Source organism: Salipiger sp. ABF4_146 (assembly GCF_056161345.1).
In genome coordinates this window covers 192,141-218,715 of the sequence record NZ_JBSWYX010000006.1, presented here as the reverse complement: position 1 = coordinate 218,715, position 26,575 = coordinate 192,141, and the positions used below count along the sequence as shown (strand labels likewise).

Here is a 26,575-nt window from a genome sequence, read left to right as displayed (position 1 = left end):
GGAGACCCGAAATGACCTCTCACACCCCCGGTCCGACCCCTGCCCTGACCACCGGCCGCGCGTTGCGCGACAAGCTGGCGGCGGGCACCCCGACCTTCGGCCCTTGGATCAACATTGCCGATGCCAATGTGGTCGAGCTGATGGCGCGGCGCGATTCCGATTTCCTGATGATCGACGGCGAGCATTCCCCGATCGACGCCCGCGCCCTTGGAGCGCTGCTGCCAGCGGCGGAACTGCACGGCATGCCGACGCTTTACCGCGCGCCGTCGCAGGCCAGCGCGACGATCAAACAGGTGCTGGATGCGGGCGCCAGCGGGATCATGCTGCCGATGGTGGAAAGCGCCGAGCAGGCGCGCGCCATCGTCGCCGCCGCCCGCTACGCGCCCGTGGGAAAGCGCGGCATCGGTCCGTGGCGCGCCTCGGGCTACTACGATGATGCCGACGCCTATTTCACCGAAGCCAATGACGCCACGACGCTGATCCTGCAGATCGAAAGCCGCGCCGGGCTCGACAACCTCGACGAGATCGCCGCGGTCGAGGGCGTCGACGTGCTGTATGTCGGCCCCGCCGATATGGCCAGCTCGCTGGGTCTGCCGCAGGGCGACTGGGGCGACGAGATGATGCGCGTCTTCGAAGCGGTCGCCCGCGCCGCCCGCGCCAATGGCAAGCGTGCGGGGCTGGACCTGTCCTCGACCGAGCGCCGGGCGGATTTGATCGCGATGGGGTTCGATGTGTTCACCTTTGGCGCCGATTACGGCTTCCTTGCCGCCGCGGCGGATGACAGCGCCGCCGACATGCGGCGTGCTTTCGCGGCGACCTGAGGGCCAGCGCGTTGGGGCGGGGCCGCGGCGGCCCCGCCCTGCGGGTTCATTCGGCGGCCAGCGGGCTCCAGTCGGGGGCCACACCGGTCGCCGGACTTCCGTCAGGGCGGACAAGTACTTCGCCCAGATCGGGATCTTCGAGGTCAAGCACGCCGACCTGCCCCATCAGCGTGTCAAGCTCGGTGCGCAGCATGCGCAGCACGTCCTCGCCGCCCGCCAGACCGTCCGCCGCGACACCAAGAAGCGTCGGACGGCCGCCAAAGACGAAATCGGCCCCAAGGCACATGGCGGTCAGGATATCGGCACCGCGGCGAATGCCGCCGTCGAGCATGATCGGCACGTCCGGGCCCAGCACCTCGCGCAGACGCGGCAGCAGCACCGGTGCCACCACCGAGCGGTCGAACTGACGCCCGCCGTGGTTCGACACGATGATGCCGTCGGCGCCCAGATCGACCGCGCGCCGCGCATCGCCGGGATGCATCACGCCTTTCACCACCAGCTTGCGCGGCCACAGTTCGCGGAACAGCTCAAGGTGCTCCCACGTCTGCACGGCGAAGGAATGGTCGTTGGCAAATTGCGCCACCTGCACCGCATTGCTGCCTGCCGGTGCGTAGGGCGCCCAGTTCTCCATCACCGGCATGCCGCCCGCGCGCAGGTACTGCAGGCTCCACGCCGGGTGCAGCATGCCGTCAAGCAGCACCTTGGGACTCAGCTTCGGCGGGAAGGTGAATCCGTTGCGGATATCGCGCTCGCGCGGGGCCTCGACGGGGATGTCCACCGTCACCACCAGCGCCTCGCAGCCCGCCGCCTCGGCGCGGCGGATCAGGTCGCGGGTGATCTCCAGCGTGCCGGCGGCGTAGAGCTGGTACCACAGCACATCCGGTGCAACCTTGGCCGCCGCCTCCATCGAGCTGACGCTGGTGCCCGACATCATGAAAGGCACCCCGGCATTCTGCGCCGCCTCGGCGAGCATCAGGTCGGCACCGGGGCGGAACAGACCCGCATATCCGGTGGCCGAGATGCCGTACGGCATGGCACGTTCACGCCCGAACAGATGCTTGCGCGGGCTGCGCGCCTCGACGTCGATCAGATAGCGCGGCAGGAAGCGGTAGTCGTCGTAGATCGAGCGGTTCTCGCGCAGACCCAGTTCATCGCCAGCGCCGCCGTCAATCCAGTCGAAGAGGATTTTCGGCAGGCGGGCGCGGGCCCGGCGGCGGTAGTCGGAAACGGTGACGGGTTTGGCTCTCATGTCGGATCTCCAGCATGACGGGGCCGGCACGCCGGCCAGCGGCGCGTCGGGGAAAAACAGATAAGGGTTGGGTGGCGGCGGTCAGCCCAGGCGGGCTTCCGGCACCTCCTCCGGGACGGGACGGGCGAAGGTTCGCGGGAACAGCGAGGCCAGAACGATCCGCGCCGCACGCCGTGCTTCTTCGCGGTTCACCGCATTCGGGGCCAGACGCAGGTTGAACCACAGGCCCTCGATCAGAGAGCTCACCGCGAGGGTGATCAGGTGCACGTCCTCATCCGCGCGCCCCTCTTCGCGCAGGATCGCGGCGCAGAGCTCTTCGGTGAGGCCGTATTCCTGCTCCTGCAGCTCTGCGAAAAGCTTGCGGTAGCTGGCGTGCAGGTGGCACTCGGAGAGAAAGGAATGCCACAGGGCGATCTTGCGCTTGCTCGCGACCTTGCGGTCGAAGCTGGCCGAGACCAGCGCGTCGAGCCGCTCCGCCGGGCTCGCGCCCGGCTGGTCGGTGGCCGCGCGACGGTGCTCGACATACTCCGAGGTGACGCGGGTGAGCGCCGCAAGCAGCAGCGCGCTCTTGGTCTTGAAGCGGAAGGTGACATTACCATAGCTCAGCCCCGCCTGCGCGGCGACATCGGCAAGCGTCGTGTTGGCGAGCCCCTTCTTGCCGATCACCACGATGGCGGCTTCGATCAGCTCCTCACGGCGCGACTCCGCCGTGGCCCGCTTCTTCGGCGGCGGCGTGTCGCTGGCGCTTTTTGCTCTGCGTCCCATGTCCCAGGTCTCTCCAAGTTTCCGGTCGCGCGCGGCGTCAGGCCAGCGCGCCGCAATCCACCGGATGATCCGCGCCGGTGACGAAGGCGGCGTCATCGCCTGCCAAGAAGGCGATCACCTCTGCAACTTCGCCCGGCGCGATCTTGCGTGCAAGCGGTTGCGTCGCCAGCCATTCCTCCTGCGTCGCGCGCGGTCCGGCGGCAAAGAACCCCTCGACCATGGCGGTGTCGACGACACCGGGGCTCACGCTGTTGCAGCGGATGCCATTGCCGCGCCGCGCGCAGTCCATGGCGATCTCGCGCGTCAGGTTGACGATCGCCGCCTTGCTGGTGGTGTAGGCCAAAAGCTCGGCGTCCCCGCGCGAGCCCGAGACCGACGCCATGTTGACGATGCTGCCCCCCTTCGACATCTGCGGAATGGCCGCCTGACAGCCAAGGAAGGTGCCCTCGACGTTGACCTGCATGATCTTGCGGAAGCTGTCGAGAGAGGTCGACCACAGGGTCCCCTCGGCAAGCAGCCCGGCGCAGTTGACCAGAATGTCGAGCCGGCCGAAGCGGGCGACCACCTCGTCCACCGCAGACGCCCAGGCGGCGGCGTCGGTGACATCAAGGGTCAGGAACGCCGCGCCTTCGGGAAGCACATCGGGCGTCGCGATATCGGCGAGCACCACCGTGGCGCCAGCCGCTGCGAGCCGCGCGGCCGAGGCCGCACCGATGCCCGACGCGCCGCCGGTGACCAGAGCGACCCGCCCTGCAAGGTCTGTGTCGATAGCTTGACTCATGCGCGGTACCCCGGCTCCTCGACGTCGAGGATGGCGCGAATTTCGCGCAGGTGGTTTTCGGCGAAATCGGGGTAATCGATCCACTGCTGCGCGGTCTTGCGCGCCACCTCGTCAGGCGCGATGCGCAGCGGCTTGCCGGTCATGTAGGCGGTGACCAGCGTTTCGCAGGCGCGCTCGAAGTAATACAGCAGGTCGAAGGTCTCGGCGACGCTGCGTCCGGTGACCAGCACGCCGTGGTTGCCCATGACGACGATCGGGCGTTCGCCAACCATCGAGGCCAAGCGCTCGGCCTCTTCGCCCAGCCCCATCCCGTCGAAGCCCTCGTCCACCTGCACCTGATCGAAGAAACGCATGGTATTCTGGTCGATCGGGTAGATCGTGGAGTCCTCGAGCGAGGCGATGATGGTCGCGTATTTCGAGTGCAGGTGCATGATGCAGCGCGCCTGCGGCACGCGGCGGTGGATCGCGCCATGGATCGCCCATGCCGTGGGATCGGGCGCATCGGGCCGTTCCATTGCCGTGGGATCGCCAGCATCAAGGTGCAGCAGATCCGACGCGCCGATGCGCGAGAAGTGTCGCCCGTTGGGGTTCATCAAGAACTCGCGCCCGTCGTCGGAGACGGCGAGCGAATAGTGGTTCGCCACGGCCTCATGCATCCCCAGACGCGCGGTCCAGCGGAACGAGGCAGCAAGGTCCTCGCGCGCGGTCTGCAGGTCAGGGGTGTTGGCGGGCCAGGTATCAGTGGTCATCAGAAGCCTCTCTTGAAGTCGTGTGGTCGGGGTCAACGGGCGAGGTAGCCGCCGTCGACCACGTATTCCGATCCGGTCACCGCCCCGGACGCATCCGACGCAAGAAACAGCGCGACGCCGGCAAATTCGCCCGGCTGGCCGAGACGCCCCAGCGGCTGCGCGCCTTCGACGCGCCCGCGGGCATCTTCGGGATCGGCATGGGTGTCGAAGTAATCCAGCACCATGGGCGTGGCGAAATAGCCGGGCAGGATGGCATTGCAGCGCACGCCGGTGCCGGTTTCCGCAAGGAAGCGCGCCGAGGAGCGGGTAAGCATGCGCACCGCCGCCTTGCTTGCGCCATAGGCCGCGACGCCTTCGGCGACGATGCCGCCGTCGCCGGTCGCGCCGTTGATCGAGGCGACATTGATGATCGAACCACCACCGGATTGGGCCATGCTCTGCGAGGCGAGCTTGCAGCCGAGGAAGGTGCCGTCGAGGTTGACCTGCATGGTGCGCGCCCAGATCTCGGGCGTGCAGGTCTCAACCGCGTCGCCGTCGAGTGCCACGCCGGCAGCATTCACCAGCACGTCGACCTCTCCCGCCTCAGAGCGGATCAGGTCGAGGACGCGCTGCCAGTCTTCCTCGCGGGTCACATCCATTTGCAGGCAGCGGCAGTGCAACCCGTCGATCGGACGGATGTCGGCGGCAAAGACAGTGGCGCCCTCGGCATCGAAGCGCAGCGCCGTGGCCTGCCCCAGCCCCGAGGCAGCGCCGGTCACCAGTGCGATCTTTCCCGATAGTTTGCTCATGCGGCGGCCTCCTGCGGTCGTGCGGCGGCGCGCTCTGGCGCCGAGAAATGGAATTCCGCCGGGTTCACGCGCAGCGTCTCCCACCAGTAGCGCAGCGTGCTGCCCGACCAGTTGGTGACGATCCGTCCGTCGGCGGTCTTGTACCAGCTCGAGCATCCGTCGACCCAGACGGTCTTTTGCAGGTCGCGGTCGAGCTTTGTGTTGAAATCGGACATCGCCTCGGCGCGCGGCACCATGACGCCGCCGCGCGCGGCCATCTGCTTGTAACATTTGACGATGTATTTCGCCTGACACTCGAGCATGAAGATGGTCGAGCCGTGGCCGAGGTTAGTGTTCGGCCCGTAGAGCATGAAGAGGTTGGGAAAGCCCGCAACCGAGATGCCGCGATGCGCGATCGCTCCCTCGGCCCAAGCGGCATGCAACTCTTGGCCGTCCAGACCGCGGATTCGCATCGGCGCCAGCATGTCCTGCGACTTGAAGCCGGTGGCAAAGATCAGCACGTCGGCGGGCACGTCCGCCTCGCCGCTGCGCACGCCGGTCTCGGTGATCGCCTCGACGCCTTCGGTGCGCAGCGAGACATTGTCGCGCGCCATGGTCTTGAACCATTCGTTCGACAGCAGAATGCGCTTGCAGCCCGCCGGGTAGTCCGGCGTCAGCGCGCGGCGCAAAGCGGGATCGCTCACCGCCGACTCCAAGCTGTTCTGGCTCTGCTTCTGCCACGTTCGGCCCAAGGCACTGCCCTTGAGGAAGGCGCGGAAGGTCAGCTCCAGCGTAATGTAATCCCACCAGCGCTGCGCCCGCATCAGGAAGGGAAAGCGGCGGAACGCGGCTTTTTCGGTCTTCGAGATCACCCGGTCAGGCTTTGGCGTGACCCAGTTCGGGGAGCGCTGGAACAGCGACAGATGAGCCACGCTTTTGGCGATCTCGGGCACAAACTGGATGGCACTGGCACCCGAGCCGATCACCGCGACCCGCTTGCCGCTCAGATCGACGCCGTGATCCCACTCAGCCGAGTGAAACGCGGCGCCGCCAAAGCGCTCAAGCCCCTGGAAGTCAGGGATATTCGGGCGGTTGAGCTGGCCGGTGCAGGTCACGAGGCTCTGACCGAGGTACTCGACGCCCTCGGTGGTCGCGACGCGCCAGAGGCCGGCCTGCGAATCCCAGTCCGCCCCGGTCACCTCGACGCCGAGGTGCAGATGCGGCCCCAGCCCGAACTTGCGCACACAATCTTCAAGGTACGCCTGTATCTCGTCCTGCTTGGCGAAGCGGCGATTCCAGTCGGGGTTGAGGTCAAAAGAGAAGGAGTAGAGCTGCGAAACGATGTCGCAACCCGATCCGGGGTAGTCATTGTCGCGCCAGGTGCCGCCTACGCGCTCGCCCTTCTCGAGAATGACGAAGGGAATCCCCGCTTCCTTGAGCTTGATCCCCATGCACAACCCACCGGCGCCGGCACCGATGATGACAACCGGATGCGGCGCGGACAGCGGTCCGCTGAGGGGGCTTGCAGGCGAGTCTCCTGACATTTCGACAGCTCCTTGATCAGTCGCCTATTGCCTAAAACTGACCAACATGACAGTCAAATGTTTATTTTAAATTGTCTTATACCAATGGCTTAGGGCCTATTTTTTGATTTACACAAACTTTATAATAGAAAAACATCTGATTTCGTTGCACCTTCCGCCGCGACTGAACCGGCCAAAGACGGAGATCGCATGACCACACCTATGGAGACAGGTTCCGACCGCAAAACGGTCGCCGGGAACGCGGCGGACACGCCGCCGGTTCGACCGCGCATCCCCCTCGTTCGCTTCGGGACGACCGAGGGGGCGCCGCGATGACCGACACACCACAGAACGCTTCGACCGCGATCGAAAGCAGACACGTCTGGAAGCTCTTTGGCTCCCGGCAGAAAGAGGCCCTCGCGGCCATGAAATCGCAGAACCTCAGCCGCCAAGAGGCGGTCGAGCAGTTCGAATGCGTCGCCGGGGTCGCAGACGTCAATCTCAGCATCCGCACCGGCGAGATCTTCTGCATCATGGGCCTGTCTGGGTCAGGCAAATCCACGCTTGTCCGTCACTTCAACGGGCTGATCCCGCCCACCGACGGCGATATTCTCGTGCAGGGGCAGAACGTCGCGAAGCTCTCGCCCAAGGCGCTGCGCAAGCTGCGCGCCGAGAAAATCGCGATGGTGTTCCAGAACTTTGCGCTGATGCCGCATCGCACGGTGCTCGACAACGTCGCCTTCGGGCTGGAGCTGCGCGGCGTCGATCCCGCAACACGCCATGACCGCGCCCGCGAGATGCTTGCCCAGGTCGATCTCGACGGCTGGGAACACGCCTGGCCCGAAGAACTGTCCGGCGGCATGCAGCAGCGTGTGGGCCTTGCCCGCGCCTTGGCGGGTGATCCGGAAATCCTGCTGATGGACGAACCCTTCGGCGCGCTCGACCCGCTGATCCGGCGGCAGCTTCAGGACCAGTTCATCGAGCTGTCGCGCAGGATGCGCAAGACAACCGTGTTCATCACCCACGACCTCGACGAGGCCATGCGCATTGGCGACCGCATCGCGATCATGCGCGACGGCCGGGTGATTCAGGTCGGCACCCCCGAGCAGATCCTGCGCGAGCCGGCGGACCAGTATGTGGCCGATTTCGTCGCCGGGGTCTCGGACCTCGAAAGCCTGACGGCGCGCGACCTGATGCAGCCCGCCACGGCGGACGTCGGCAGCGCCCGCGTCGCGCCGGACGCCTCGGTCGCCGAGATCGCCGCGCTGGCAGCGCAGACCGAAGCCCCGATCGCCGTGACCGAGGCCGACGGCCAAGTCATCGGCTCCGTCGACCGGGTCGCCATCCTCAAGACACTGGGTGAAAGGAGCACCGGATGACCGACCAGCCCATGCCGCAATCCACCCGCGCGGCGCAGACCGCAGAGCCTGCCCGCCCGCGCGGCGCCGAGGTGCTCTCCCATGCGATCGGTGGCCCGCTGAAAGCAGCGCGCCTTGGACTCTGGGGCGTTTTCGGCCTGCTCTCGGCCGCCGAGCTGGTTGGCCTCGTCGCCATCTTCGCCAGCCTATTTGACGCGCCCTCCGCGGGCCCGGTGATCTCTGGCCTGCTGCTGATCGTTCTGGCCCGCGCCGCCTTTGGTGCCGCGCTCGCCTACGGCCTGCTGTCGCCCGAGCCGGCCTCGGAAACCGAAGGCAAACGCGTGTCGGTCGCCGCCGTGATCCTTGTGTTCACCTATGTGTTGACCCTTTACCGGTTTCTTGCCGCCGACCCGATGGCCGGCGTCGAACGCTTCCCCGCCCCCGACGGGCTCGACTCCGCCACGGCGCAGGTGTTCGACAATGCCGTCAACTGGATGAAGACCAACTGGTCCGGCTTTTTCGACGTCCTGACGCAAATCCTGCGCGGCACCCTGGGCTTCATCGACACGCTGTTCGTCGGCACGCCGTGGCCGGTGGTCGCGCTGATCCTGCTGCTGATGGCCTTCCACCTCTCTGGCCCCCGCGCCACGGTCTTTACCGCTGTCGCACTGGCCTACCTCGGCTTGTTCGGCTTCTGGGAAAAGAGCATGTCGACGCTCGCCATCGTGGCGACCTCGGTTCTGATCTGCGTCATCGTGGGCCTGCCGATGGGCATCCTCTGCGCCAAGAGCAAACGGGCGCTGGCGGTCTTCGAGCCGGTGATGGACGTGATGCAGACCCTGCCCACCTTCGTCTACCTGATCCCCGCGGTGGCGTTCTTCTCGGTCGGTCAGGCCCCCGGCGTGATCGCCACGGTGATCTTCGCGCTGCCGCCGGTTGTGCGCCTCACCGCGCTTGGCATCCGGCAGGTGCCCGAAAGCGTCACCGAGGCGGCCAATGCCTTTGGCGCGACCGGCGCGCAGCTGCTGTTCAAGGTCGAACTGCCGCTGGCGGTGCCCTCCATCCGGCTGGGCGTGAACCAGACCATCATGATGTGCCTTTCGATGGTCGTCGTCGCGGCGATGATCGGCTCGGGTGGCCTTGGCCTCGACGTCATCCGCTCGCTGCAAATGCTGCAGACCGGTCGCGGCCTGCTGGCCGGCCTCGCCATCGTGTTCTGCGCAATGATGCTCGACCGCATGCTGCGCGGGCGCGAACGCAAAACCAAGAAGGGGCACTAAGCCCCCTCTCCCCTCCCAAAAAATACTCTTCGACAGGAGAAAAAGACATGACCAAGACCCTCCAAGTCAGCACGCTCGCGGTGATCGCAGCCCTCGGCGGCACCGCCGCAAGCGCCGACACCCGCGTCGTTATCGGCGAGCTCAACTGGCAGGGCTCGCGCGCCCTTGAGCAAGTCCTCAACCAAGTGATGACCGAGCATTTCGACGCCGACGTCACCACCATTTCGGCAACCCAGAACGCCCTTTACGAAGGCATGGACCGTGGCGACGGCAGCGTCGACGTGGTGGCCGACATGTGGACCGACAGCCTGCCTGCGCAGATGCAGAACTACGTCGTCGAGGGCAGCCGCGAGACCATCTTGCTGAACGAAACGCCCTACATCGGCACCGAAGGCATCTACGTGCCCGCCTATGTCGCCGAGGAAATGGGTGTGACCCGGCTCGAGCAACTGGCCGACCCGGCCGTCGCGGAGCTTTTCGACAACGACGGCGACGGGCTGGGCGAGCTTTGGGCCGGCGCTCCGGGCTGGGAGTCGACTTACCAGAACCTCGTGCGCGCCAAGTCCTATGGCTTTGACGAGACCATGCAGATGTCGCAGGTCGACCAAGCGGTCGCCATGGCGCAGCTTGATGACGCCTATAGCGATGGCCGCGCCTTTGCCTTCTACTACTGGACGCCGGAGTGGATCTTCGCGAAATACGATCTCGTGCGCCTCGAAGAGCCCGAGTTCAGCGGCTTCACCACCGCGGATTTCGAAGGCACGCCGCAGTACAATCCCGATGGCTGCTACACCCATTACCAGCCGGCTGAACGCAACGACTGGCTCGAGGCAGGCTCGATCACCTGCTCGAACCCGCCGCAGAGCATCCACGTCGCGCATTCCGCCGAACTGGCCGAGCGCGCCCCGGAAATCTCGCAGTTCCTGACGCAGGTGCACTTCGAGGCCGACGACGTCAGCCAGATGGTGCTGGAGATGGAACAGGACGGCCGCGCCGTGGAAGACGTTGCCGCAGACTGGATCGACGCGCACGGCGAGATGATCGAGACCGAGTGGCTCGCGGGTCTCAAGTGACCCCCTGCCCTGCGGTGCTCGGTCACCGCAGGGCGCACTCACTTTTACTCAGAGGTTTCTGAGAAGCTCGGGTTGGGTGTTCCTGAGATTTCCAAATGCCACGCTTTGGACGGCTGCCGAGCCTGGCAGCGGGGCTGATCACCGTAGCGCTTGGCGCAGTGATCGCCCTTGCCGGCACAGATCTGCCCCTGTTTTGGACAACACCGGCTCTACTCTTGGTTGAATGATACTTCGCCTACACCGGCGCGACGGTGATGATTTCGCCCGCCTCGTCCGAAGCTGGGTCGGTGGCGCTGCAGGGCCTCGGTGACTTTATGACCTTCGCATTCGTCGCAACATCATCACTGCTGGCCGGCCCGATCTTTCAACTTAGTGAATGGGCGACGATCAAGGTGATTGTTCTGGTCTCACTGGTTCTGGTGCTTGTGCTGACGTGGAGCGAGAGGCCCCAGCCCCTGCCGAGTGAGCCTCGGTCGCGTGCGCCCGTCCAGCACCGGAGCGCGCTAGATTGTGCATCTATCTGATCTGCTCGGGCAATATCCGGGCCGTGCCGCGCAGGCCCGCGACAGTCAAACCAGTGAGCCGCCGCAGATGGGTACGATCGGGCTCGGCAAGTGCGGCACTTCGGGGCCACGCCGGCAGACAGCGGCGCGCCGGACATAGATGCCGGAGACCCCACGGCACTCATCGCGGCTTGCCGCGTTGCCTGTGACATTCCCCGCATCTGTCCCGGCCCCGGCCGCGCCACATGTTCGGTCCATCCCAGTTGCGCTAGGCTGACGGGTCTTTTGCGACGCGTGGCGCGGCTTTTGCGCGCGATCTTTGGGGCCGGCAACACCCGAGGACTTTGCGCCTGCCGGATCTAAGGACCGGCAGGGGGCACTCTTTATCTTCCGCTGGTGGCCTCGGCGCTCCCGTCGGTCGTAAAGGTCAGCGTTGTGGCGTCGCTGCCGTGGGCGGGCCACTCGGGCAGCCCGGCGCCATTGGGCGCACCGTTCTTCACGAAATTGGCAAGATACCCTTTCGCAGTTGCGCTGGCGCTGCGGTCGAGATCGGTTGTGTCGTCTCCGAAACGCCCATCGAGTGTGCCGAAGAAAAACGGGATCTCAGAGGCATGCGCCGCGCCACCCGGATTGCTCGCACGCTGGCTCTCGGCCACATAGTCGTAGACGTAGTGCCAGACCGGCATGCCCTGCGCCTCCATGAGCGACGCCAGATCCCGCGCGCCCCGCAGCATCATCCCATCTGGCCCACCGATGTCCGCCGAGGTTGCGCCGATCATCACCGGAGTGTCGGAGAAACGCCCGCTTTCATAGGCGTCGATCGTATCGACCACGACCACACCATCCGTCACCGGCATGTGGAAATCCGGCGGCGTGTCATGGCCGCGCTGGAACAGGACAGACAAGTTCAGACCATCGACGATTGCGTCCTCGTCAAGCGCCCGCAACGCGGAGGCGGCCTCCGGGCCTGTGCCCTTGATCCCCTTGCCCTCGGCGAAGGCACGCGCAGCCTGTGCGGCTGCGTCGGGCGCTGCGGACATGCCACTGCCGCCATCGCCCCCGGATTGGATCACCGCGCCGGACGCCATGCCGCGGGTCAGCGGAGACGTCAGAAGGATGTGCACCGAGCGGCCCCCGGCGCTTTCGCCGACCAAAGTGACCTGCGCCGGATCGCCCCCAAAAGCCGCGATGTTCTTTTGCACCCAGTCCAGCGCCGCCGCCTGGTCTAGAATGCCAAAGTTGCCGCCTCTTTCCTCCTCGGTCGCCTCTGCCGAGAGCGCCGGGTGCGCGAAGAAACCGAACCGCCCAAGCCGGTAGTTCAGGCTCACAACCACCATCCCGTCGCGCGCCAAAGCCGCACCATCGTAGACCTGCGGAGAGGCGCCGCCATTGATGAAACCACCGCCGTGTATCCAGACCATCACCGGCAGTTTGTCTGTCTCGGACACGCCTTCGGGCCGCCAGATATTGAGGTAGAGGCAGTCTTCCGAGGGCTCGGCGCCCAGTGGCGCCGCGTCTGAGGGAAAGGGTTTCTGCGCGCAGTCGTGACCGTAAGTTGTCGCCTCGAAACTGCCCGACCATGGCGCGACCGGCTGTGGCGCCTTCCAGCGCAGCGCCCCCACCGGGGGCTGCGCGTAGGGCAGTCCAAGAAACGCCTCCACGCCCCTCTCGACCATGCCAGTGACCCGTCCGTTCGAAAGTGTCGCGCTTGGATCCGCCAAGACCGTTCCTCCCATTCCGAGCATTGCGAGGGTTGCTATGCCGATGATTTTCAAAGTTCTCATGAGTTTTTCCTTTTGGCCCGCGGTCTCGTCACGGGCGGAATCTGTGCTCGGGCAGCGCAAGGGGGCTGCGCAGCACCATCTTCGTCGCGTCCGTGCCGACGCAAATCTCGTACTCTCCCGCGGCGATCTGCCATCCACCCCGCCAGCGGGCGAACATGCGCGGCTCCAGATCGATGCTGATGCTGCGGGTTTCACCTGGCTCCAGCCATGTCTTGGCGAACCCGGCGAGACGCCTGCTGAGATCGGGCCCAGAGACATAGATCTGCGTGACCTCGGCGCCGGCGACGGTGCCGGCATTGTGGACCTCCACACGGGCGGTCAGGCTACGGCCCTGCACATCGACGCGCAGCGCTGCATGGTCGAACTTGGTGTAGGACAGCCCGAAGCCGAAAGGGAACAGCGGGGCATGTCGTTCGCGGGCAAACCAGCGATAGCCCGTGTCTGCGCCCTCTACATCGTAATCGATATGAAAGATCTCGCCGATGCGCGCCATGCCGGGGTTCGAGGTGGTGGTCTCGGGCTCGCGCTGCTCAGGGTGCGGCAACTGCGCCTCGGAGGCTGGGAAGGTCACCGGCAGCCGTCCCGACGGGCAGACCCGGCCAAAGAGGATGCCCGAGATTGCCTCGGCGCCGCCTTGGCCGGGATAAAACGCCGCAAGCACGGCCCGCACGTTTCCGAGCCACGGCATCAGCACCGGTCCGCCGGTCTGTAGCACCACGATCGTCTTGGAGTTGGCAGCGCCGAGGGCTTCGATCAGAGCATCCTGCCCGTCCGGCAGCGCTAGGCCCGACTGGTCAAGTCCCTCTGATCGCCATTCCTCGGCGAAGACGATCACAAGGTCTGCAGCTTGTGCCGCTTTGGCCGCCGCCTGCGGATCACGCCCGTCGCTGAAGCTCACCTCGGCAGCGCCGGATTCCGCCCGTACTGCCTCGAGTGGAACAGAGGGGTGGAAAATCCGCTGCACCGGCATGCCCATGATGTCCGTGCCCTTGGTCGCAAAGCTGCCGATGGGATTGACGTTCGAAGAGCCACCCCCCGACAGCACGCCCTTGTCAGCGTGATGACCCACCACAAGAATCCGCTGCGCCGCGCCTTTTTCCAGCGGCAGCAGACCATCGTTCTTCAGCAGCGTGATCCCGCCCTCGGCAGCGCGCTGCGCCAGCAAACGATGTGCAACATGGTCTATCGCGCCAGCAGGCTTCGGCGGCTGGTCTATCACGCCGGCGGCGAACAGGCTGCGCATCTGCCGCCGCACCGCATCGTCGATCCGCGATTGCGGCACCCGTCCCGAAGCCACAGCCTGCCGTAGCGGCGCGCCGAAGAACGGCTCGGGGTCAAGGTTTGCTCCCGATTGCACGTCGAGGCCGGCCAAGATGGCGGCCTCGGTCGAATGGGTTGCGCCCCAATCTGCCATGACCCAGCCGGGAAAGCCCCACTCGGTCTTGAGCACGGCGTTCAGGGTGAATTCATTCTCGGAGGCGTAGCTGCAGTTGATCAGATTGTAGCCAGGCATGATCGCCCCCGGTTGGCCGATCTCGATGCCAATCTGGAACGCCAGCAAATCACTCTCGCGCATAGCGTCTTCGGACAGGTCCGAGCTGACCATCACGCGCCCGGTTTCCTGCGCATTCAGCACAAAGTGCTTCATGGTCGACACGACGCCCTGTGATTGGATACCCGCGACCGAATGGCCGGCAATTTGCCCGGTGAGGAGCACGTCCTCGGAAATGTACTCGAAGTTGCGCCCGCCACGCGGCTCGCGCACCAGATTGGCACCGCCCGCAAGCTGGACGGCAAACCCTTTGGCCCGTGCCTCGTGCCCGACCATCGCGCCAGTGCGGCGCGCCATCTCGATGTCAAAGCTCGCACCGAGCAGCAGCGAGGCCGGCAGCGCGGTGCTGTTGTCGCCGGGCCGTACGTTGCCGAGATTGCTGACCCCGAGACTCGCGTCGGCCTGCTGCATCGCGGGAATGCCCAAGCGTTCGATCGCGGGATAATAGGCGGCAGAGCCAAGCGCGCCATCGGGTTTCGGAGTGTCGCCGAGCGGGATCGCCATCGGCCCGGAGAGCCAAGAGAACTTTTCGTCTTGGGTCATCTCGTCGACGACCAGCCGGGCGCGGGTATCAGGATCGAGCGTCTTGTCGAGCCATGCAGGTTGACCGGGATTCATCGTTTTCTTCTTTCTACAGGGTCGCCCAAGAGGATGATTTCAAAGCGCTTCCGGTCAACTCACCAAACCGGGAGCACCTCGCGCATTGAACACGCGGCGCCGCCTTCAGTTTCATGAGCACGCTTCATGGGTGTCAGTTCCGCCACGTTCCTTTCCTGCCCCGAGGCGCTGCCTAGCTCGTGCAGCAATCCCGAGACGGCGGGATACGCGCCGTCCCACACAGATCGAAGAGAGGCTGACCATGCAGTATACCATCCTCGGAACATCCGGCCTGAGCGTTTCGAAGCTCGCGCTCGGCACGATGACCTTCGGCGCGGAATCCACCGAAGAGCAATCCTTCGCCGTTCTCGACGCCTTCATCGAAGCGGGCGGCAACCTGATCGACACCTCCAACGTCTACGCCGGTGGCGAGACCGAGGCGATCATCGGGCGCTGGTTCGCCGACCGCCCGCTCGATCTCACCCAGCACGCCATCCTCGCCACCAAGGGTCGCTACAGCGTTCGCCCGGAGATCAACGCGCACGGCCTGTCGCGGCGCGCTCTGCACAATGCGCTTAACGAGTCGCTCGAGCGGCTGCAGGTAGAAAGCATAGACCTCTATCAGTTGCACGCGGCCGACATGCTGACCTCGGTCGAGGAAACCGTGCATTTCCTCGCTGACGCCATCCGCGCCGGCAAGATCCACACCTACGGTCTGTCGAATGTGACCGGCTGGCAGCTGCAGCTCTTCGTTTCCACCGCAGAGCGGCTCGGCCTTCCCAAGCCGGTCTCACTGCAGCCCCAGTACAACCTGCTCTCGCGCGAAATCGAATACGAGATTCTGCCGGCCGCGCAACACAACGGCATCGACCTGCTGCCATGGTCTCCGCTGGCCGGCGGTGTGCTGACCGGTAAGTACGAGCGTGGCGGGTCGGCTCCGGAAGGCACCCGCGCCGGTGACGGCAGTGCGCTCTACGAATGGTCGACAGCGGAGTTCCTCGATGGCCCGCGCAGCTGGGACATCGTTGGCGCCGTCTCCGAAATCGCCCGCGACCACGGCGCGACGCCGGCGCAGGTGGCGCTGAAATGGCTTGCGGACCGTCCCGGCGTCGCTGCCCCCATCGTCGGCGCGCGCAATGTGGATCAGCTCAAGGCGAATCACGCGGCGGCAGACCTGACGCTCGACGTCGCGGCGACCGACAAGCTTGACCGACTGAGCCGCCCTGTGCCGCGGAATACCTACCCCTATGGCGACTTCGGCGTCGCTCAGCGGGAGCGGTTCCTCGACAAGGGCGCGCAGGTCGTGTTCGAGGTCGTTAAAGACGGCTCTGATGCCCCGCTTGATGGCAAGGTGACGTAACACCGTACGCCGCGCCAGGAGCCTTCTGGCGCGGCGCTTGCCGGGGCGTTTCTACACGACTGTCCCACCAGCTACGGCTGCAACCTTCGCTTCTAGGGCAATGATCGTCTTCAGCAGGGCCACGACCGCTGTGCGCGGCGTGGCTGAAGCCCGGGCCAAGGCATCGCGCATCTCATGAATACGGTTGCCCGTAAGGGTGGCACCGCCTTGCTGATGAGGCGCCCGCCTTGCGTGACTTGAGGCCTGCGGGCCCTGTCGGAGATAGCGAGTCGCCGGATTGTTCGGATGCGCCAAGGTCACCAGACGCTGTGGCGCGTCCCGGTTCACGCGCTGCCGCAGTGCCGGAAACCGCGTGGACTGGCTCTGGCGCGCGCCAACGGGCGCGCAGGCCCGTCTGCAAAGCGCCCATCTCGGCATCACAGGTGGTTTCTTGGTGTGAAACTTTTGTTGTGAAAGCCTTGCAAGAATACCAGAGATTCCGCGAGTTAGCCGAAAACATTCTCCTTTTTATAAAACAAAACCATTAACTAAACAGATTTTCCCGCCTTGGCATTTTCAGACCAAAGTGGCGCGAAAAAATCATCAAAAAGCCTGCAAATTTCGTGCGATTAAATTTTGTGCAATTGCGAAATCCGGCGTTCCTCAGGCTTGCCCGACCGCCGAAACCTGCTGTTTGTGAACCTATCCCGCGCTGAAAAAGCGCCTCACGAAACGCAGAAGAGCCCGACCATGACCCTGACCAATCTGGCTGAAGCCAACACCGTGATGCCCCGGATGGAGCGCCTTCTGGACGGTTTCGAGCCGGATTTCGAGTTCCAGCCGGTGCCGCCACTTCCCGAGGGCGAATTCGCTGACCGCCTGCGCCGGATCCGTCAGGAAGCGAGCGCAGCCGGCCACGATGTGCTGCTGGTCCATGCCGACAGCATCGGCTCTTACAAGGTGTCGAATTCCTACCTGCGCTACATCTGCGACTGGGCCCGCGAAGGGATGCTGATCATCCCCACCGACACCGACATGCCGCTGGCGCTCTACACCGTGTTCTCGAGCTCGGTGGTGCTGCCGCCGGCGGGCGAGCCGGTGCTGGTCGACAACATCTGGCAGATCGGCACATGGGGCCGCGAGACATACAACCGTCCGGGCCGCGCGCTTGATCGGGTTGTCGACGCGACCGCCAAGCACCTCGAGAGCCTCGGTCTTGCCAAGGCCCAGATCGGCCTGATCGGCGATGCCACCTCGGCCCCGTATTGGGCTGGCCTCGCGACCGTGCTGCCGGGCTCCCGGTTCGAAAAGGCCCATGGCATCGTCGACCGCATGCAGCGCCGCCGTTCGAAGGCCGAGCAGGCCGTGGTCCGCGCCGCGGCGCAGCTGGCGTGCATCGGCATGCAGGCCGCCTACCACGTGATCCGCCCCGGCGTGACCGACCACGAGATCTATGCGGCCTTCACCTTCGCCCAGATGGCGCGCGGCGGCGAGACCGGCGATGGTTATCAGATCGGGATCAACCCCTACGGCACGCATTGCGGTAAACCTTATGGGCACGTCGTGCGAGACGGGGACCTCATCAACCTGTATATTTCCGCCGTGCAGTACCATGGCTACACCGCGCAGATCGCGCGCATGATCGCCGTCGGCACCATCACCGATGAACAAGAAGAGGTTCTGGCGATGTGCACCGAGGGTGTCGAGGCCGCGGCCGCGCTGGTCAAGCCTGGCGCGCTGATTTCTGACGTCGCCAACGCCTCCTTCGAGCCCTACATTTCGCGTGGCTACCTGAGCGATGCCGACAGCCGGAACATGCCCTACAACTGGAGCGCCGGCGACGACGGCGCACCGCTGCAGGTTCCGAGCCAATACGTCCCCAACCCCGACTGGGAGGCCAAGGGCCGCCGCATCAACCACGTCTGGCCGGCCACCAAGGGGCCGCACAACCCCAACGTCGGCCACTCGGTCTCGATGCCGAAGATGCCGCCCTACAACATCCAGTCGAACAACCATGCCAAGCTCGAAGAGGGCATGACCTTCGTTCTTCACTCGCAATGGCTCGAGCCGCTGAAGGCAGGCGCGAACATCGGCGATTGCTATCTCGTGACGGAAACCGGGGCAGAGAACCTCTCCCGTCACGTGCCCCTCGCGACGCACCGCGTTCCCGCATGACGTCGCACCCACACCCCCAAAAGGTCCAACTAGAGGATACTTCCATGACTCTCACCCGACGCACCCTGATGGCCGGCTCCGCCGTTCTGGCGATGGCGGTCGGCGGCCTTGGCGCCCCGGCTTCCGCACAGGAAGAAGTGACCCTGACCATCGCCAACACCCAGTGGCTCGACGCGCTGCGCGGCGAGAACCTCTGGGCCGCCGTGAAGAAGTTCGAGGACAGCCACCCGAACATCACGCTCGAGCAGCACACCATCTCGCGCAACGAATTCAACGACCGTCTGATCACCGAGATGGGCGCGCGTCAGGGCCCCGACATCATCATCGCGCAGGACGGCCTGTTCTACACGCTGATCGGCGCCGATTTCCTGATCCCGCTCGATGACGTCACCGAGGGCGTCGACAACCTCAACGCCACCAACGAAAACGGCGTTGTCGACGGCACCCGCTACGGCATCGGCTGGCACCGCGCCGTCTATGCGCTGATCTTCAACAAGGCGATCCTCGAAGAAGCCGGCGTCGAACAGCCGTCGAATGTCGAAGAGCTGATCGCGGCCGCGCAGACCGCGTCCGAGGCCACCGGCGCCATCGGCTTCACCGGCCGTCACTCGATGAACGAGTTCAGCCCGTGGTCGAAGGACTTCCTCAACTGGGCCTATGGCTACGGTGCGGAACTGGTCGACGACGAAGGCAAGATCACCTTCGACACCCCGGAAATGGCGCAGGCGTTCGAAGCGTTCAAGGCGGTCTACTCCAGCGGCATCATGCCCGTCGGCGACCAGATGAGCACCCAGCGCACCCGCTTCAAGGAACAGCAGGTTGCCTTCTCGCTCGACAACTCGGGCGGCTCGCTGAACATCGCCACCGGTGGCCCGCTGCCGGGTGACGAGCTTGGCGCCAGCGCCCTGCCCTTCCCGAACCCCGGTGCGCACCAGCAGATCTTCCTTGGTGTGAACACCTGGTCGAGCGAAGCCGAACAGGACGCCTCGAAAGAGTTCCTCAAGTGGCTGATCTCGGAAGAGGGCCAGACCTCGCTGCGCGCCGCCTCGGGCCCCGACGCTCTGGCGACCGACGTGCCGGTGACCGATGAGTTCGTCGCCGCCAACCCTTGGGCGACCACCTTCGCCGAGATGGCTGCGGACTCGCGCTCGACGCTGATCCCGGGCTACGAGCTCGAAACCCAGTCGATCCTGCGCCCGCTGATGAACAGCCTCGAGAAAGTGCTGCTCGACGCCGCAACCACCGAAGAGGCACTGGACGAAGCCCAGGCCGAAATCGACGCCGACTACAACTAAGACGGCCCCGCAGGTGAAAGGACCGCGACCTATGCCAAACCCCCTCGTTTCGCGCGAGCGTCTTTTGGGACTTGTTCCCTACGCGTTCGTCGCGGTCCCCATGGCCTATATGGCGGTGTTCGTGTTCGGCCCGCTCATCCAGCAAATCTGGATGAGCTTCACCGACACCCGCCTCATGAACCCAACCCAGGGCGATTACATCGGCCTGGAAAACTACCGGGACCTGCTCTCGGACAACCAGTTCTACACCTCGCTCAGCGTCACCATCGTCTACACGATCCTGACTGTTGTGCTGGGGGTGCTCGTCGGCACCGTCTCGGCGCTCGCACTCGACAAGCCGTTCAGGGGCCGGGCCATCCTGCGCACCATCCTGCTGTTCGGCTGGGCCGTGCCATCGGTCGCCGCGACGCTGGTCTGGTTGTGGATCTTCAACGGTCCCTCGGGGGTCGCCAGCGACATCACCGAAGCGCTGGGACTGGGCCGCATCCCGTGGCTGACCTCGGTCGACTGGGCGCTGACCTCGATCATGTTCGTAACCATCTGGCAGGTGTCGCCCTTCGTGATGCTGGTGATGATGGCGGCGCTGCAATCGGTGCCCGAAGAGGTCCGCGAGGCCGCCCGCATCGACGGCGCCGACAGCCTCAACGTGTTCCGCAACGTGACCCTGCCCTGCGTCATGCCGACCATGCAGATTGTCGCGCTGCTGGTCGCGGTCTGGTCGATCCGCCGCTTCGAGGTGATCTACCTGCTGACCGGCGGTGGCCCGATCGGCTCGACCTCCACGCTGGTCGTGCAGTTGCGCCTGACCGCCTTCGAAGACTTCGAGCTTGGCATGGCCTCGGCCTATGGTGTCGTCGGTCTGGTCCTCGCGCTGCTGGTCGCCTTCGTCCACTTCCTCTTTGAGCGCCGCCGGGCGCAGGTGATGTCGAAATGAAAACCAACCCGTTCTCCACTCTGCTTCGCGTGCTGCTGATCGGCGTGCTGGTCACCTTCGCCGGCTTCCCGATCTACTGGATGGCCTCCACCGCGCTCGGCACCGACACGCAGCTGTTCAACACCGGTCAGGTGCCCTACCCGCAGCTGTCCAACCTGCCCGACCTGATCGTTGCGCTGAGCCAGCTGCCGGTGTTGCGCTGGCTGACCAACACCGCGGTGATCGCCGCCGGCAACACCATCCTGAGCCTGATGCTGGGCTCGGTGCTGGGCTACGCGCTGTCGCGCTTCAAGTTCCACGGTCGCGGGATCATCGGCTTTCTTATGTTCATGACGCAGGTGATCCCAGAGGCGCTGCTGGTGGTGCCGCTCTACGCGATGTTCATCTCGCTCGGCCTGCTCAACAGCCTCTGGGGCGTGATCCTCGCCAACGTGGGCTTCTCGCTGCCCGTGGCCGCCTTCATCCTCAAGGGCGCGATCGACGCGATCCCCTACGAGATCGAGGAATCCGCGATCATCGACAACTGCCCGCGGCTTGGCATCCTGTCGTTCATCGTCTTCCCGCTGATCGCCCCCAGCCTCGCCGCCGCGGCCGTGATCTGCTTCTTCGGCGGCTGGAACGAGTTCCTCTTTGCCGTGACCTTCCTGATGGACCCCGACCTGTGGCCCGCCGCCGTCGGCCTCGCGAGCTTCATCGGCGAATACGAAACCCCGCTGTCGGCAGTGATGGGCACCGCGCTGATGTTCTCCATCCCGGCCGTCGTCTTCTTCCTTCTCGTCCAACGCAAGATCGTCGCAGGCCTGACCTCCGGCGCAGTTAAGGGGTGATCCCATGCCCAAGATCGACTTCAACGGAATCTCCAAGACCTTCGGCACCAACACGGTCATCCGCCGGTTCAACGCCAGCGTCGAGGACGGCGAGTTCCTCGTGCTGCTCGGACCGTCGGGCTGCGGCAAGTCCACCCTGCTGCGGATGATCGCCGGTCTGGCCGACATTTCGGGCGGTGAGCTGCTGTTCGACGGCCAGCGCGCCAACGACTGGAGCCCCAAGCAGCGCGGCGTCGCCTTCGTGTTCCAGAGCTACGCGCTCTACCCGCATATGACAGTGCGGTCCAACATCGCCTTCCCGCTGGTGATGGACGCCTTCAAGAAATGGCACCACATCCCCGGCATCAACCTGCTGCACCGCTGGCAGGTGATGAACCGCCCCGAGGTCAAGCAGGCCGTCGATCGCATCGCTGAACAGCTGGAGCTGACGCCGCTGCTCGATCGCCGCCCCGGCAGCCTGTCGGGGGGCCAGCGCCAGCGCGTCGCCCTCGCCCGCTCGCTGGTGCGCGACCCGTCGCTTTACTTGCTCGACGAGCCGCTGTCGAACCTCGACGCGAAGCTGCGCACGCAGATGCGCTCGGAGATCACAACCCTGCACCAGAAGGTGAAGAAAACCTTCGTCTACGTCACCCACGACCAGGTCGAGGCGATGACCATGGCGACCCGCATCGTGGTGATGAACGGCGGCGTGATCCAGCAGATCGGCACCCCCGACGAGATCTACGACATGCCCGCCAATACCTTCGTGGCGAAATTCGTCGGCGCGCCGCCGATGAACCTGATCCCGGTGCAGATCGACGGGGCGCGCCTCGCCGCGACCGAAACCGTAAGCTGGGCCCATCAGGGCGGCAGCCCCGAGGACTCCAGCGCGGCCATCTTCGGCATTCGCCCCGAAAAGCTCGAACTGCGCCCGGCCGGCGAAGGCCGCATCCCGGGCCGCGTGGCAGTGATCGAACGGCTTGGCGCGGAAACCATCATGGGCTGCCGGCTCGGGCTCGAGCATGCCGGCGACGGCATCTCGACCGAAGACCTCGTCTTCGTGCGTATGCCCGGCCACCCCGGCCTGTCGCATGGCGACGCCTGCGCGCTCGACTATGACGACGCCGACGCGGTGTGGTTCGACAAGCCCACCGGCCAGCGCGTGGCGCCGGTCGGCGGCAGCCTTGCGCCCGCCGCTGCAGCCAGCCTCGCCTAACCAAAGATCAAGGAGACAAACGTGGACCGCTTCCTCGTTTCGGCCACCGGCCACAGCCTCAACTACCTGCCGCACTACGTCGCCGAGACGCAGGGCTTTTTCGCCGACGAGGGGCTCGACGTTTCCGACGTCGTGCCGCGTCCGTGGGACCTGGTGCTGGATCACATCCGTGACGGCGACGCCGAGGCGGCGCTTGGCGGCATCTGGGTGCCGTCCATGTTCCACGGCCGGGGCCGTCGCCTTGTGCCCTTCGCGCAGGTCGCCAACCGGGCACCGCTGGCGCTGGTGGGCCGCGCGGCATCCGACGCCTTCGATGCCGCCGCCCTCGTCGGCAAGACGGTTCTGATGAAAGGGTCGAACGGCGCCAGCGTCGGCATCTACCTCAAGATGATGTTGCGCGAAGCGGGCATCGATCCGAAATCGGTCAACTACATCCAGGACCTCGACGCCGGGATCCTGCAAGACTGCTACGCCCGTGGGATGGGGGATTACCTGCTGATCGACCTGCCCGGCGCGCTGGCCTACCAAGCGGCCGGCAAGGGCAAGGTCGCGGCGGTCTTCGCCCGTGACGGCGGCGATATTCCTTGGAGCGTCTATTACACCGAAGGCCTGCCCGAGGGGGACACGCGCCCCGAACGGTTCGCCCGCGCACTTGATCGCGGCATGGCATGGGTGAACGCCCGCGAGGCCGACAGCTTCCGCGACTTCCTGGTCAAAACCTTCCCCAAAATCGACGCCGATATCGCGGTGTCCGTGGTCGACCTCTACCGCGCGTGCGGCATGTGGAACACACCGCGCATTCCCGATGCGTCCTATGCCCGCTGGCAACAGGGCATCGCGGATGCCTTCCTGACGACCGCGCCCATCCCCTATGACGACCTGAACGACAGCGCTCCCACGGCAGCCCTTGCGGGGCCGGTCAGCGCATGATCCGCATCGCCATCACCAACCCCAACACCACCGCCTCGATGACCGAGGGCATCGCGCGCGCGGCCCGCGCCGCTGCCGCGCCCGATGTCGAGGTGATTGCGGGCCAGTCCGCCAGCGGTCCTGATGCCATCGAGGGGCCTTTCGACGGCGCGATGGCCGTGCCCGGGATGCTGGCCCGGATGAAACAGGCCGAGACGGAAGGCGCGCAGGCGCATGTCATCGCCTGTTTCGACGACACCGGGCTGGACGCGGCGCGGGCGCTGCTGGACGGGCCGGTGGTCGGCATCGGCGAGGCGGCGATGCATGTTGCCTCGCTGCTCGGGCACAGCTTCGCCGTGGTCACCACGCTGTCGCGCTCGGCGCCGGTGCTGGAAGACAATGTCGCGCGCTACGGCTTTGCCAGTCGCTGCCGCGCGGTTCTGGCCAGCGACATCCCGGTGCTGGCGCTGCACGATCCCGCGACCGGCGCGGCGCAGAAAATCTCGGACCACATTGTCGAGGCCAAGGCCCGTGGGGCCGAGAGCATCGTGCTTGGCTGCGCCGGCATGGCAGACTTTGCCCGAGATCTGGAAGCGCAGCACGGCCTGCCGGTGATCGAAGGTGTCGGCGCCGCCACCGGGCTTGCCAGCCTGCTGGCCCGCTCGAAAGCCAGCAGTTCGCGCACCGGCATCTGGGCCCGCCCCACCCGGGCCCACCTGCTGGGGTGAGCATGCAAGACGGTCCCGGCCAGCCCGCAGCGCGGTCACTCCCGCGGCTGTGGCACCGAGACGTTGTCGAGCTTGCGCACCAACTGGTCGATGCGGCGATAGCGCTCTATCGCCGCGTCGCCCATCATCGCGTGCACCTGCCACGACAGGCAGTTGATCAGCGTCACCGCCGCAGTGAACGTGTTGAACGGCGCCGGGCTCTGGGTGCGGCAGCGCAGGGTGATGTCGGCGGTCCGCGCGCTCGCCCCGGCCGAGAGGTCGGTGATCAGCAGCGTCCGCGCGCCTTCATCACGCGCCGCTTCCAGCAGTTCGACCAGCACCTTGGGCCGGCGGCGAAAGGCGATGACCAGCAGCAGATCGCCCTCGTCGAGACTCCCCACGTCATGCGAGAGCGACCCCGCCCCGAAGTTCATCAAATGCACATCGCCGCGGATAAGCGTGAGATAATGCGCCATGTGCAGCCCGAGCCCATGGCCGCTGCGCAGGCCGATGATCCACACCCGCCGTGCGCTTGCGATATCGTGCGCAGCCTCGGTCATGCGCGCCTCGGGGATGGCGCTGAGCGTCAAGCGGATGTTCTCGAGATCGTCCTCCATCATCCGTTTGACCGAGGCCTCCTGCGGATGCTCGGCCCGACTGAGCCCGCCCTGCGGCGAGCCCCAGAACTGCTCGTTGCGGATCGCCCGCTTGGCCTCGGGATAGCTGCGATACCCCAGCACGCGGATCAGCCGCGCCGCGGTGCTTTTCGACACGCCTGCCTTGGCCGCAAGCTCCGCGGCGGTGTAGATCGGCAGATCCATCTGATGCTCAAGCAACACATCCGCAAGTCGCTGCTCCGAGCGCGTCAGGTCGGGATACGCGCGGTAGATCCGGCCCTCCAGAGTCTGGTCACCATGCTTTGCCGACTGCGCCTGCCCTGCTTTCGAGGCGGGGGCGCTGCGGGGCGCCCTACGGGGAATTTCCTTCGTCATGCCAACATCTGAACAGGATCACTCACGGATGAAAAGCTATCATATCGTCAAACCCTCCGCCGACCAAAGCCAAGAGGTCCTGGCGGCCTTTCCCCGCGCTTCGGAGTTGCAGACCGACCTGCAAGACGCCTTCGTCACCGCGTGGACCTCGATGATCGCCTCTTCGGTTTACGATCGGCTTGCCGACGTGCCGTTTTCGCATGGCTCACAGGACACGCTGGTCGATCACACCAACGACGTCACAGAGGCGGGGCTGGCGCTGCTGCCCGTGGCCGAAACGCGCTGGGGCTGGCAGGTTGATCGGCAAAGGCTGCTGGCGGTGCTGCTGCTGCACGATCTCGACAAGCCGCTGCTGATGGAGCGCCGCCCCGAGGGCGACCTCGACACGCCGGTTGCCGCACGCATCCCGCATGGAGTTCTGGGGGCGCTTATGCTCACCGAGCTTGGCGTGGATGAGGCGATCGTGGCCGGAGTTGCGACGCACGCCACACACGCCCCGCTGCGCGGCCCGGATCCCGAAGTGATGATCCTGCATTATGCGGACCTTTTTGCCGCTGACGGGGCGCTTTCCAAAACAGATCGCATGCCTTTCTTCAGACGCTGCCGAGGGCGTTGAGGAGGGCACAACCCCGCATGCGATCGGGCCTGTGAGCGCCTAAGTTCAGGGCCCGTTGCCGCGCCACGCTAGAAGATGATGCCCAACGCGATCGCGCTCTCTGAGAAACCGGTCTCTGGGCAGCGCCCATACCATGTCGCGATGCGCCGCCAGGTCTTCAGCCTGCCGCAGATGTTCTCCAAGCGGGCCGATCTGGTCACCCCGTAGCCAAGCCAGTTCGACGCCGGTATGTTGTCGAACCCGATGACGCACAGGTCCTGCGGCGCCGCAATCCGCAAGTCCTGCCGGACCGCATCGATCAGGCCACAGGCGACGAGGTCGGTGATGCAGAAAAGCCCGTCCGGACGTTCGCGCCCGGCAAACAGGCTGCGCGCCGCAGCCGGCCCGTCTTCGGCGCCGCTTCCCGGCGCACGCCACACGATGGGCTCGACACCCTGCGCGCAGCAGCATGTGAACCGAGTCTTCCATCGCGGTGCGATCGTCGAACTGTACGTGGTGCACGCCCGGGCAGGTCTCGCCTCGGTTGATCAGATCACCTTCTGACCCGCCTCGAGGCAACTGGCCATGGTAGGACTGGGTCAGGTTCGAGGCCAGCAGGCCGACCGGGCGGCTCTCATCCTTTGAGATGCCGCGGGCCAATTGAATGACGTGATCATTCAGGTCCTTGGCCGCCGCCATCACCTTGGCACGGGTGCGCTCCGATACGCTCGCCCGGTCGCTGAAGGTGCGTGAGACCGCAGAGTGGTGAGCCCCCGCCAGCCGCGCCCCCTGCTGGCGGGGGCGC

The 26,575-nt window shown here is 65.6% G+C and carries 23 protein-coding genes; 13 read left to right on the top strand and 10 right to left on the bottom strand.

Annotated features, from left to right (window positions below; genetic code table 11):
- Window positions 1-11: 11 nt before the first annotated feature.
- Window positions 12-821 carry an HpcH/HpaI aldolase family protein gene (locus tag ACXAJT_RS10975; protein ID WP_475235234.1) on the top strand — a complete coding sequence of 270 codons (810 nt, stop codon included), beginning with the start codon at window positions 12-14 and terminating at the stop codon, window positions 819-821.
- 46 nt (window positions 822-867) lie between these two features.
- Here the strand turns inward: ACXAJT_RS10975 and ACXAJT_RS10970 are convergent, their stop codons facing one another.
- From ACXAJT_RS10970 to ACXAJT_RS10945, 6 genes are all read right to left on the bottom strand, one after another.
- The gene (locus ACXAJT_RS10970) at window positions 868-2,070 is read right to left on the bottom strand and encodes an alpha-hydroxy acid oxidase (protein WP_475235232.1); all 1,203 of its coding nucleotides are present in this window, start codon (window positions 2,068-2,070) and stop codon (window positions 868-870) included.
- 81 nt (window positions 2,071-2,151) lie between these two features.
- On the bottom strand, window positions 2,152-2,835 hold the full coding sequence (locus tag ACXAJT_RS10965; protein WP_475235230.1) for a TetR/AcrR family transcriptional regulator: 684 nt from the start codon (window positions 2,833-2,835) through the stop codon (window positions 2,152-2,154).
- Window positions 2,836-2,872: 37 nt separating this feature from the next.
- On the bottom strand, window positions 2,873-3,616 hold the full coding sequence (locus ACXAJT_RS10960; protein ID WP_475235228.1) for an SDR family NAD(P)-dependent oxidoreductase: 744 nt from the start codon (window positions 3,614-3,616) through the stop codon (window positions 2,873-2,875).
- Complete coding sequence (locus ACXAJT_RS10955) at window positions 3,613-4,365, bottom strand: class II aldolase and adducin N-terminal domain-containing protein (RefSeq protein WP_475235227.1); 753 nt, start codon at window positions 4,363-4,365, stop codon at window positions 3,613-3,615. Before ACXAJT_RS10955 ends, ACXAJT_RS10960 begins: the two co-directional genes overlap by 4 nt.
- A 32-nt stretch (window positions 4,366-4,397) precedes the next feature.
- Window positions 4,398-5,153 carry an SDR family NAD(P)-dependent oxidoreductase gene (locus tag ACXAJT_RS10950; RefSeq protein WP_475235224.1) on the bottom strand — a complete coding sequence of 252 codons (756 nt, stop codon included), beginning with the start codon at window positions 5,151-5,153 and terminating at the stop codon, window positions 4,398-4,400.
- Window positions 5,150-6,676 carry a flavin-containing monooxygenase gene (locus ACXAJT_RS10945; RefSeq protein WP_475235222.1) on the bottom strand — a complete coding sequence of 509 codons (1,527 nt, stop codon included), beginning with the start codon at window positions 6,674-6,676 and terminating at the stop codon, window positions 5,150-5,152. Before ACXAJT_RS10945 ends, ACXAJT_RS10950 begins: the two co-directional genes overlap by 4 nt.
- A gap of 311 nt (window positions 6,677-6,987) precedes the next feature.
- Here ACXAJT_RS10945 and ACXAJT_RS10940 point away from each other — a divergent pair, with 311 nt between their 5' ends.
- The 3 genes from ACXAJT_RS10940 to ACXAJT_RS10930 are packed head-to-tail and all read left to right on the top strand — an operon-like array spanning window position 6,988 to window position 10,366.
- Window positions 6,988-8,034 carry a quaternary amine ABC transporter ATP-binding protein gene (locus ACXAJT_RS10940; protein ID WP_475235221.1) on the top strand — a complete coding sequence of 349 codons (1,047 nt, stop codon included), beginning with the start codon at window positions 6,988-6,990 and terminating at the stop codon, window positions 8,032-8,034.
- Window positions 8,031-9,293 carry an ABC transporter permease gene (locus ACXAJT_RS10935; protein WP_475235220.1) on the top strand — a complete coding sequence of 421 codons (1,263 nt, stop codon included), beginning with the start codon at window positions 8,031-8,033 and terminating at the stop codon, window positions 9,291-9,293. The genes ACXAJT_RS10940 and ACXAJT_RS10935 overlap by 4 nt, the downstream gene beginning before the upstream one ends.
- Before the next feature lie 47 nt (window positions 9,294-9,340).
- On the top strand, window positions 9,341-10,366 hold the full coding sequence (locus tag ACXAJT_RS10930) for an ABC transporter substrate-binding protein (RefSeq protein WP_475235219.1): 1,026 nt from the start codon (window positions 9,341-9,343) through the stop codon (window positions 10,364-10,366).
- An 886-nt stretch (window positions 10,367-11,252) separates the two neighbouring features.
- On the opposite strand, the gene ACXAJT_RS10925 is transcribed toward ACXAJT_RS10930, so the two are convergent.
- Window positions 11,253-12,590, bottom strand: a complete 1,338-nt coding sequence (locus tag ACXAJT_RS10925; protein ID WP_475235217.1) for a carboxylesterase/lipase family protein — start codon at window positions 12,588-12,590, stop codon at window positions 11,253-11,255.
- A 91-nt stretch (window positions 12,591-12,681) separates the two neighbouring features.
- On the bottom strand, window positions 12,682-14,823 hold the full coding sequence (locus tag ACXAJT_RS10920; protein WP_475235216.1) for a glycoside hydrolase family 3 C-terminal domain-containing protein: 2,142 nt from the start codon (window positions 14,821-14,823) through the stop codon (window positions 12,682-12,684).
- 241 nt (window positions 14,824-15,064) lie between these two features.
- On the opposite strand from ACXAJT_RS10920, the gene ACXAJT_RS10915 reads away from it, so the two are divergent.
- The 8 genes from ACXAJT_RS10915 to ACXAJT_RS10880 all read left to right on the top strand — a co-directional run bounded on the left by ACXAJT_RS10915 (window position 15,065) and on the right by ACXAJT_RS10880 (window position 24,204).
- Window positions 15,065-16,162 carry an aldo/keto reductase gene (locus ACXAJT_RS10915; protein ID WP_475235215.1) on the top strand — a complete coding sequence of 366 codons (1,098 nt, stop codon included), beginning with the start codon at window positions 15,065-15,067 and terminating at the stop codon, window positions 16,160-16,162.
- A 729-nt stretch (window positions 16,163-16,891) separates the two neighbouring features.
- Entirely contained in the window at window positions 16,892-18,316 is a 1,425-nt protein-coding gene (locus ACXAJT_RS10910) for a M24 family metallopeptidase (RefSeq protein ID WP_475235214.1), read from the top strand.
- Between the two features lie 44 nt (window positions 18,317-18,360).
- On the top strand, window positions 18,361-19,611 hold the full coding sequence (locus ACXAJT_RS10905) for an ABC transporter substrate-binding protein (RefSeq protein ID WP_475235212.1): 1,251 nt from the start codon (window positions 18,361-18,363) through the stop codon (window positions 19,609-19,611).
- Between the two features lie 31 nt (window positions 19,612-19,642).
- The gene (locus ACXAJT_RS10900) at window positions 19,643-20,545 is read left to right on the top strand and encodes a carbohydrate ABC transporter permease (RefSeq protein WP_475235210.1); all 903 of its coding nucleotides are present in this window, start codon (window positions 19,643-19,645) and stop codon (window positions 20,543-20,545) included.
- The gene (locus tag ACXAJT_RS10895) at window positions 20,542-21,372 is read left to right on the top strand and encodes a carbohydrate ABC transporter permease (protein WP_475235209.1); all 831 of its coding nucleotides are present in this window, start codon (window positions 20,542-20,544) and stop codon (window positions 21,370-21,372) included. The genes ACXAJT_RS10900 and ACXAJT_RS10895 overlap by 4 nt, the downstream gene beginning before the upstream one ends.
- Before the next feature lie 4 nt (window positions 21,373-21,376).
- Window positions 21,377-22,567 (top strand): ABC transporter ATP-binding protein, encoded by a 1,191-nt coding sequence (locus ACXAJT_RS10890; RefSeq protein ID WP_475235208.1) that lies wholly within the window; start codon window positions 21,377-21,379, stop codon window positions 22,565-22,567.
- A gap of 21 nt (window positions 22,568-22,588) precedes the next feature.
- Window positions 22,589-23,497, top strand: coding sequence for an ABC transporter substrate-binding protein (locus ACXAJT_RS10885; protein WP_475235206.1), 909 nt, complete (start codon window positions 22,589-22,591; stop codon window positions 23,495-23,497).
- Window positions 23,494-24,204, top strand: a complete 711-nt coding sequence (locus ACXAJT_RS10880) for an aspartate/glutamate racemase family protein (protein ID WP_475235205.1) — start codon at window positions 23,494-23,496, stop codon at window positions 24,202-24,204. Before ACXAJT_RS10885 ends, ACXAJT_RS10880 begins: the two co-directional genes overlap by 4 nt.
- A gap of 35 nt (window positions 24,205-24,239) precedes the next feature.
- Here ACXAJT_RS10880 and ACXAJT_RS10875 read toward each other — a convergent pair whose 3' ends face one another.
- Window positions 24,240-25,175 (bottom strand): MurR/RpiR family transcriptional regulator, encoded by a 936-nt coding sequence (locus tag ACXAJT_RS10875; protein WP_475235204.1) that lies wholly within the window; start codon window positions 25,173-25,175, stop codon window positions 24,240-24,242.
- A gap of 28 nt (window positions 25,176-25,203) precedes the next feature.
- Between ACXAJT_RS10875 and ACXAJT_RS10870 the strand changes: the two genes are divergently transcribed.
- The gene (locus tag ACXAJT_RS10870) at window positions 25,204-25,791 is read left to right on the top strand and encodes an HD domain-containing protein (RefSeq protein WP_475235203.1); all 588 of its coding nucleotides are present in this window, start codon (window positions 25,204-25,206) and stop codon (window positions 25,789-25,791) included.
- A 68-nt stretch (window positions 25,792-25,859) separates the two neighbouring features.
- Here ACXAJT_RS10870 and ACXAJT_RS10865 read toward each other — a convergent pair whose 3' ends face one another.
- On the bottom strand, window positions 25,860-26,270 hold the full coding sequence (locus ACXAJT_RS10865) for a substrate-binding domain-containing protein (protein ID WP_475235354.1): 411 nt from the start codon (window positions 26,268-26,270) through the stop codon (window positions 25,860-25,862).
- Window positions 26,271-26,575: the final 305 nt, after the last annotated feature.

Coding starts and splice junctions, on each gene's coding strand:
- ACXAJT_RS10975 (WP_475235234.1), top strand. CDS start 12: ATGACCTCTCACACCCCCGGTCCGACCCCTGCCCTGACCACCGGCCGC.
- ACXAJT_RS10970 (WP_475235232.1), bottom strand. CDS start 2,070: ATGAGAGCCAAACCCGTCACCGTTTCCGACTACCGCCGCCGGGCCCGC.
- ACXAJT_RS10965 (WP_475235230.1), bottom strand. CDS start 2,835: ATGGGACGCAGAGCAAAAAGCGCCAGCGACACGCCGCCGCCGAAGAAG.
- ACXAJT_RS10960 (WP_475235228.1), bottom strand. CDS start 3,616: ATGAGTCAAGCTATCGACACAGACCTTGCAGGGCGGGTCGCTCTGGTC.
- ACXAJT_RS10955 (WP_475235227.1), bottom strand. CDS start 4,365: ATGACCACTGATACCTGGCCCGCCAACACCCCTGACCTGCAGACCGCG.
- ACXAJT_RS10950 (WP_475235224.1), bottom strand. CDS start 5,153: ATGAGCAAACTATCGGGAAAGATCGCACTGGTGACCGGCGCTGCCTCG.
- ACXAJT_RS10945 (WP_475235222.1), bottom strand. CDS start 6,676: ATGTCAGGAGACTCGCCTGCAAGCCCCCTCAGCGGACCGCTGTCCGCG.
- ACXAJT_RS10940 (WP_475235221.1), top strand. CDS start 6,988: ATGACCGACACACCACAGAACGCTTCGACCGCGATCGAAAGCAGACAC.
- ACXAJT_RS10935 (WP_475235220.1), top strand. CDS start 8,031: ATGACCGACCAGCCCATGCCGCAATCCACCCGCGCGGCGCAGACCGCA.
- ACXAJT_RS10930 (WP_475235219.1), top strand. CDS start 9,341: ATGACCAAGACCCTCCAAGTCAGCACGCTCGCGGTGATCGCAGCCCTC.
- ACXAJT_RS10920 (WP_475235216.1), bottom strand. CDS start 14,823: ATGAATCCCGGTCAACCTGCATGGCTCGACAAGACGCTCGATCCTGAT.
- ACXAJT_RS10915 (WP_475235215.1), top strand. CDS start 15,065: ATGCAGTATACCATCCTCGGAACATCCGGCCTGAGCGTTTCGAAGCTC.
- ACXAJT_RS10910 (WP_475235214.1), top strand. CDS start 16,892: ATGACCCTGACCAATCTGGCTGAAGCCAACACCGTGATGCCCCGGATG.
- ACXAJT_RS10905 (WP_475235212.1), top strand. CDS start 18,361: ATGACTCTCACCCGACGCACCCTGATGGCCGGCTCCGCCGTTCTGGCG.
- ACXAJT_RS10900 (WP_475235210.1), top strand. CDS start 19,643: ATGCCAAACCCCCTCGTTTCGCGCGAGCGTCTTTTGGGACTTGTTCCC.
- ACXAJT_RS10895 (WP_475235209.1), top strand. CDS start 20,542: ATGAAAACCAACCCGTTCTCCACTCTGCTTCGCGTGCTGCTGATCGGC.
- ACXAJT_RS10890 (WP_475235208.1), top strand. CDS start 21,377: ATGCCCAAGATCGACTTCAACGGAATCTCCAAGACCTTCGGCACCAAC.
- ACXAJT_RS10880 (WP_475235205.1), top strand. CDS start 23,494: ATGATCCGCATCGCCATCACCAACCCCAACACCACCGCCTCGATGACC.
- ACXAJT_RS10875 (WP_475235204.1), bottom strand. CDS start 25,175: ATGACGAAGGAAATTCCCCGTAGGGCGCCCCGCAGCGCCCCCGCCTCG.
- ACXAJT_RS10870 (WP_475235203.1), top strand. CDS start 25,204: ATGAAAAGCTATCATATCGTCAAACCCTCCGCCGACCAAAGCCAAGAG.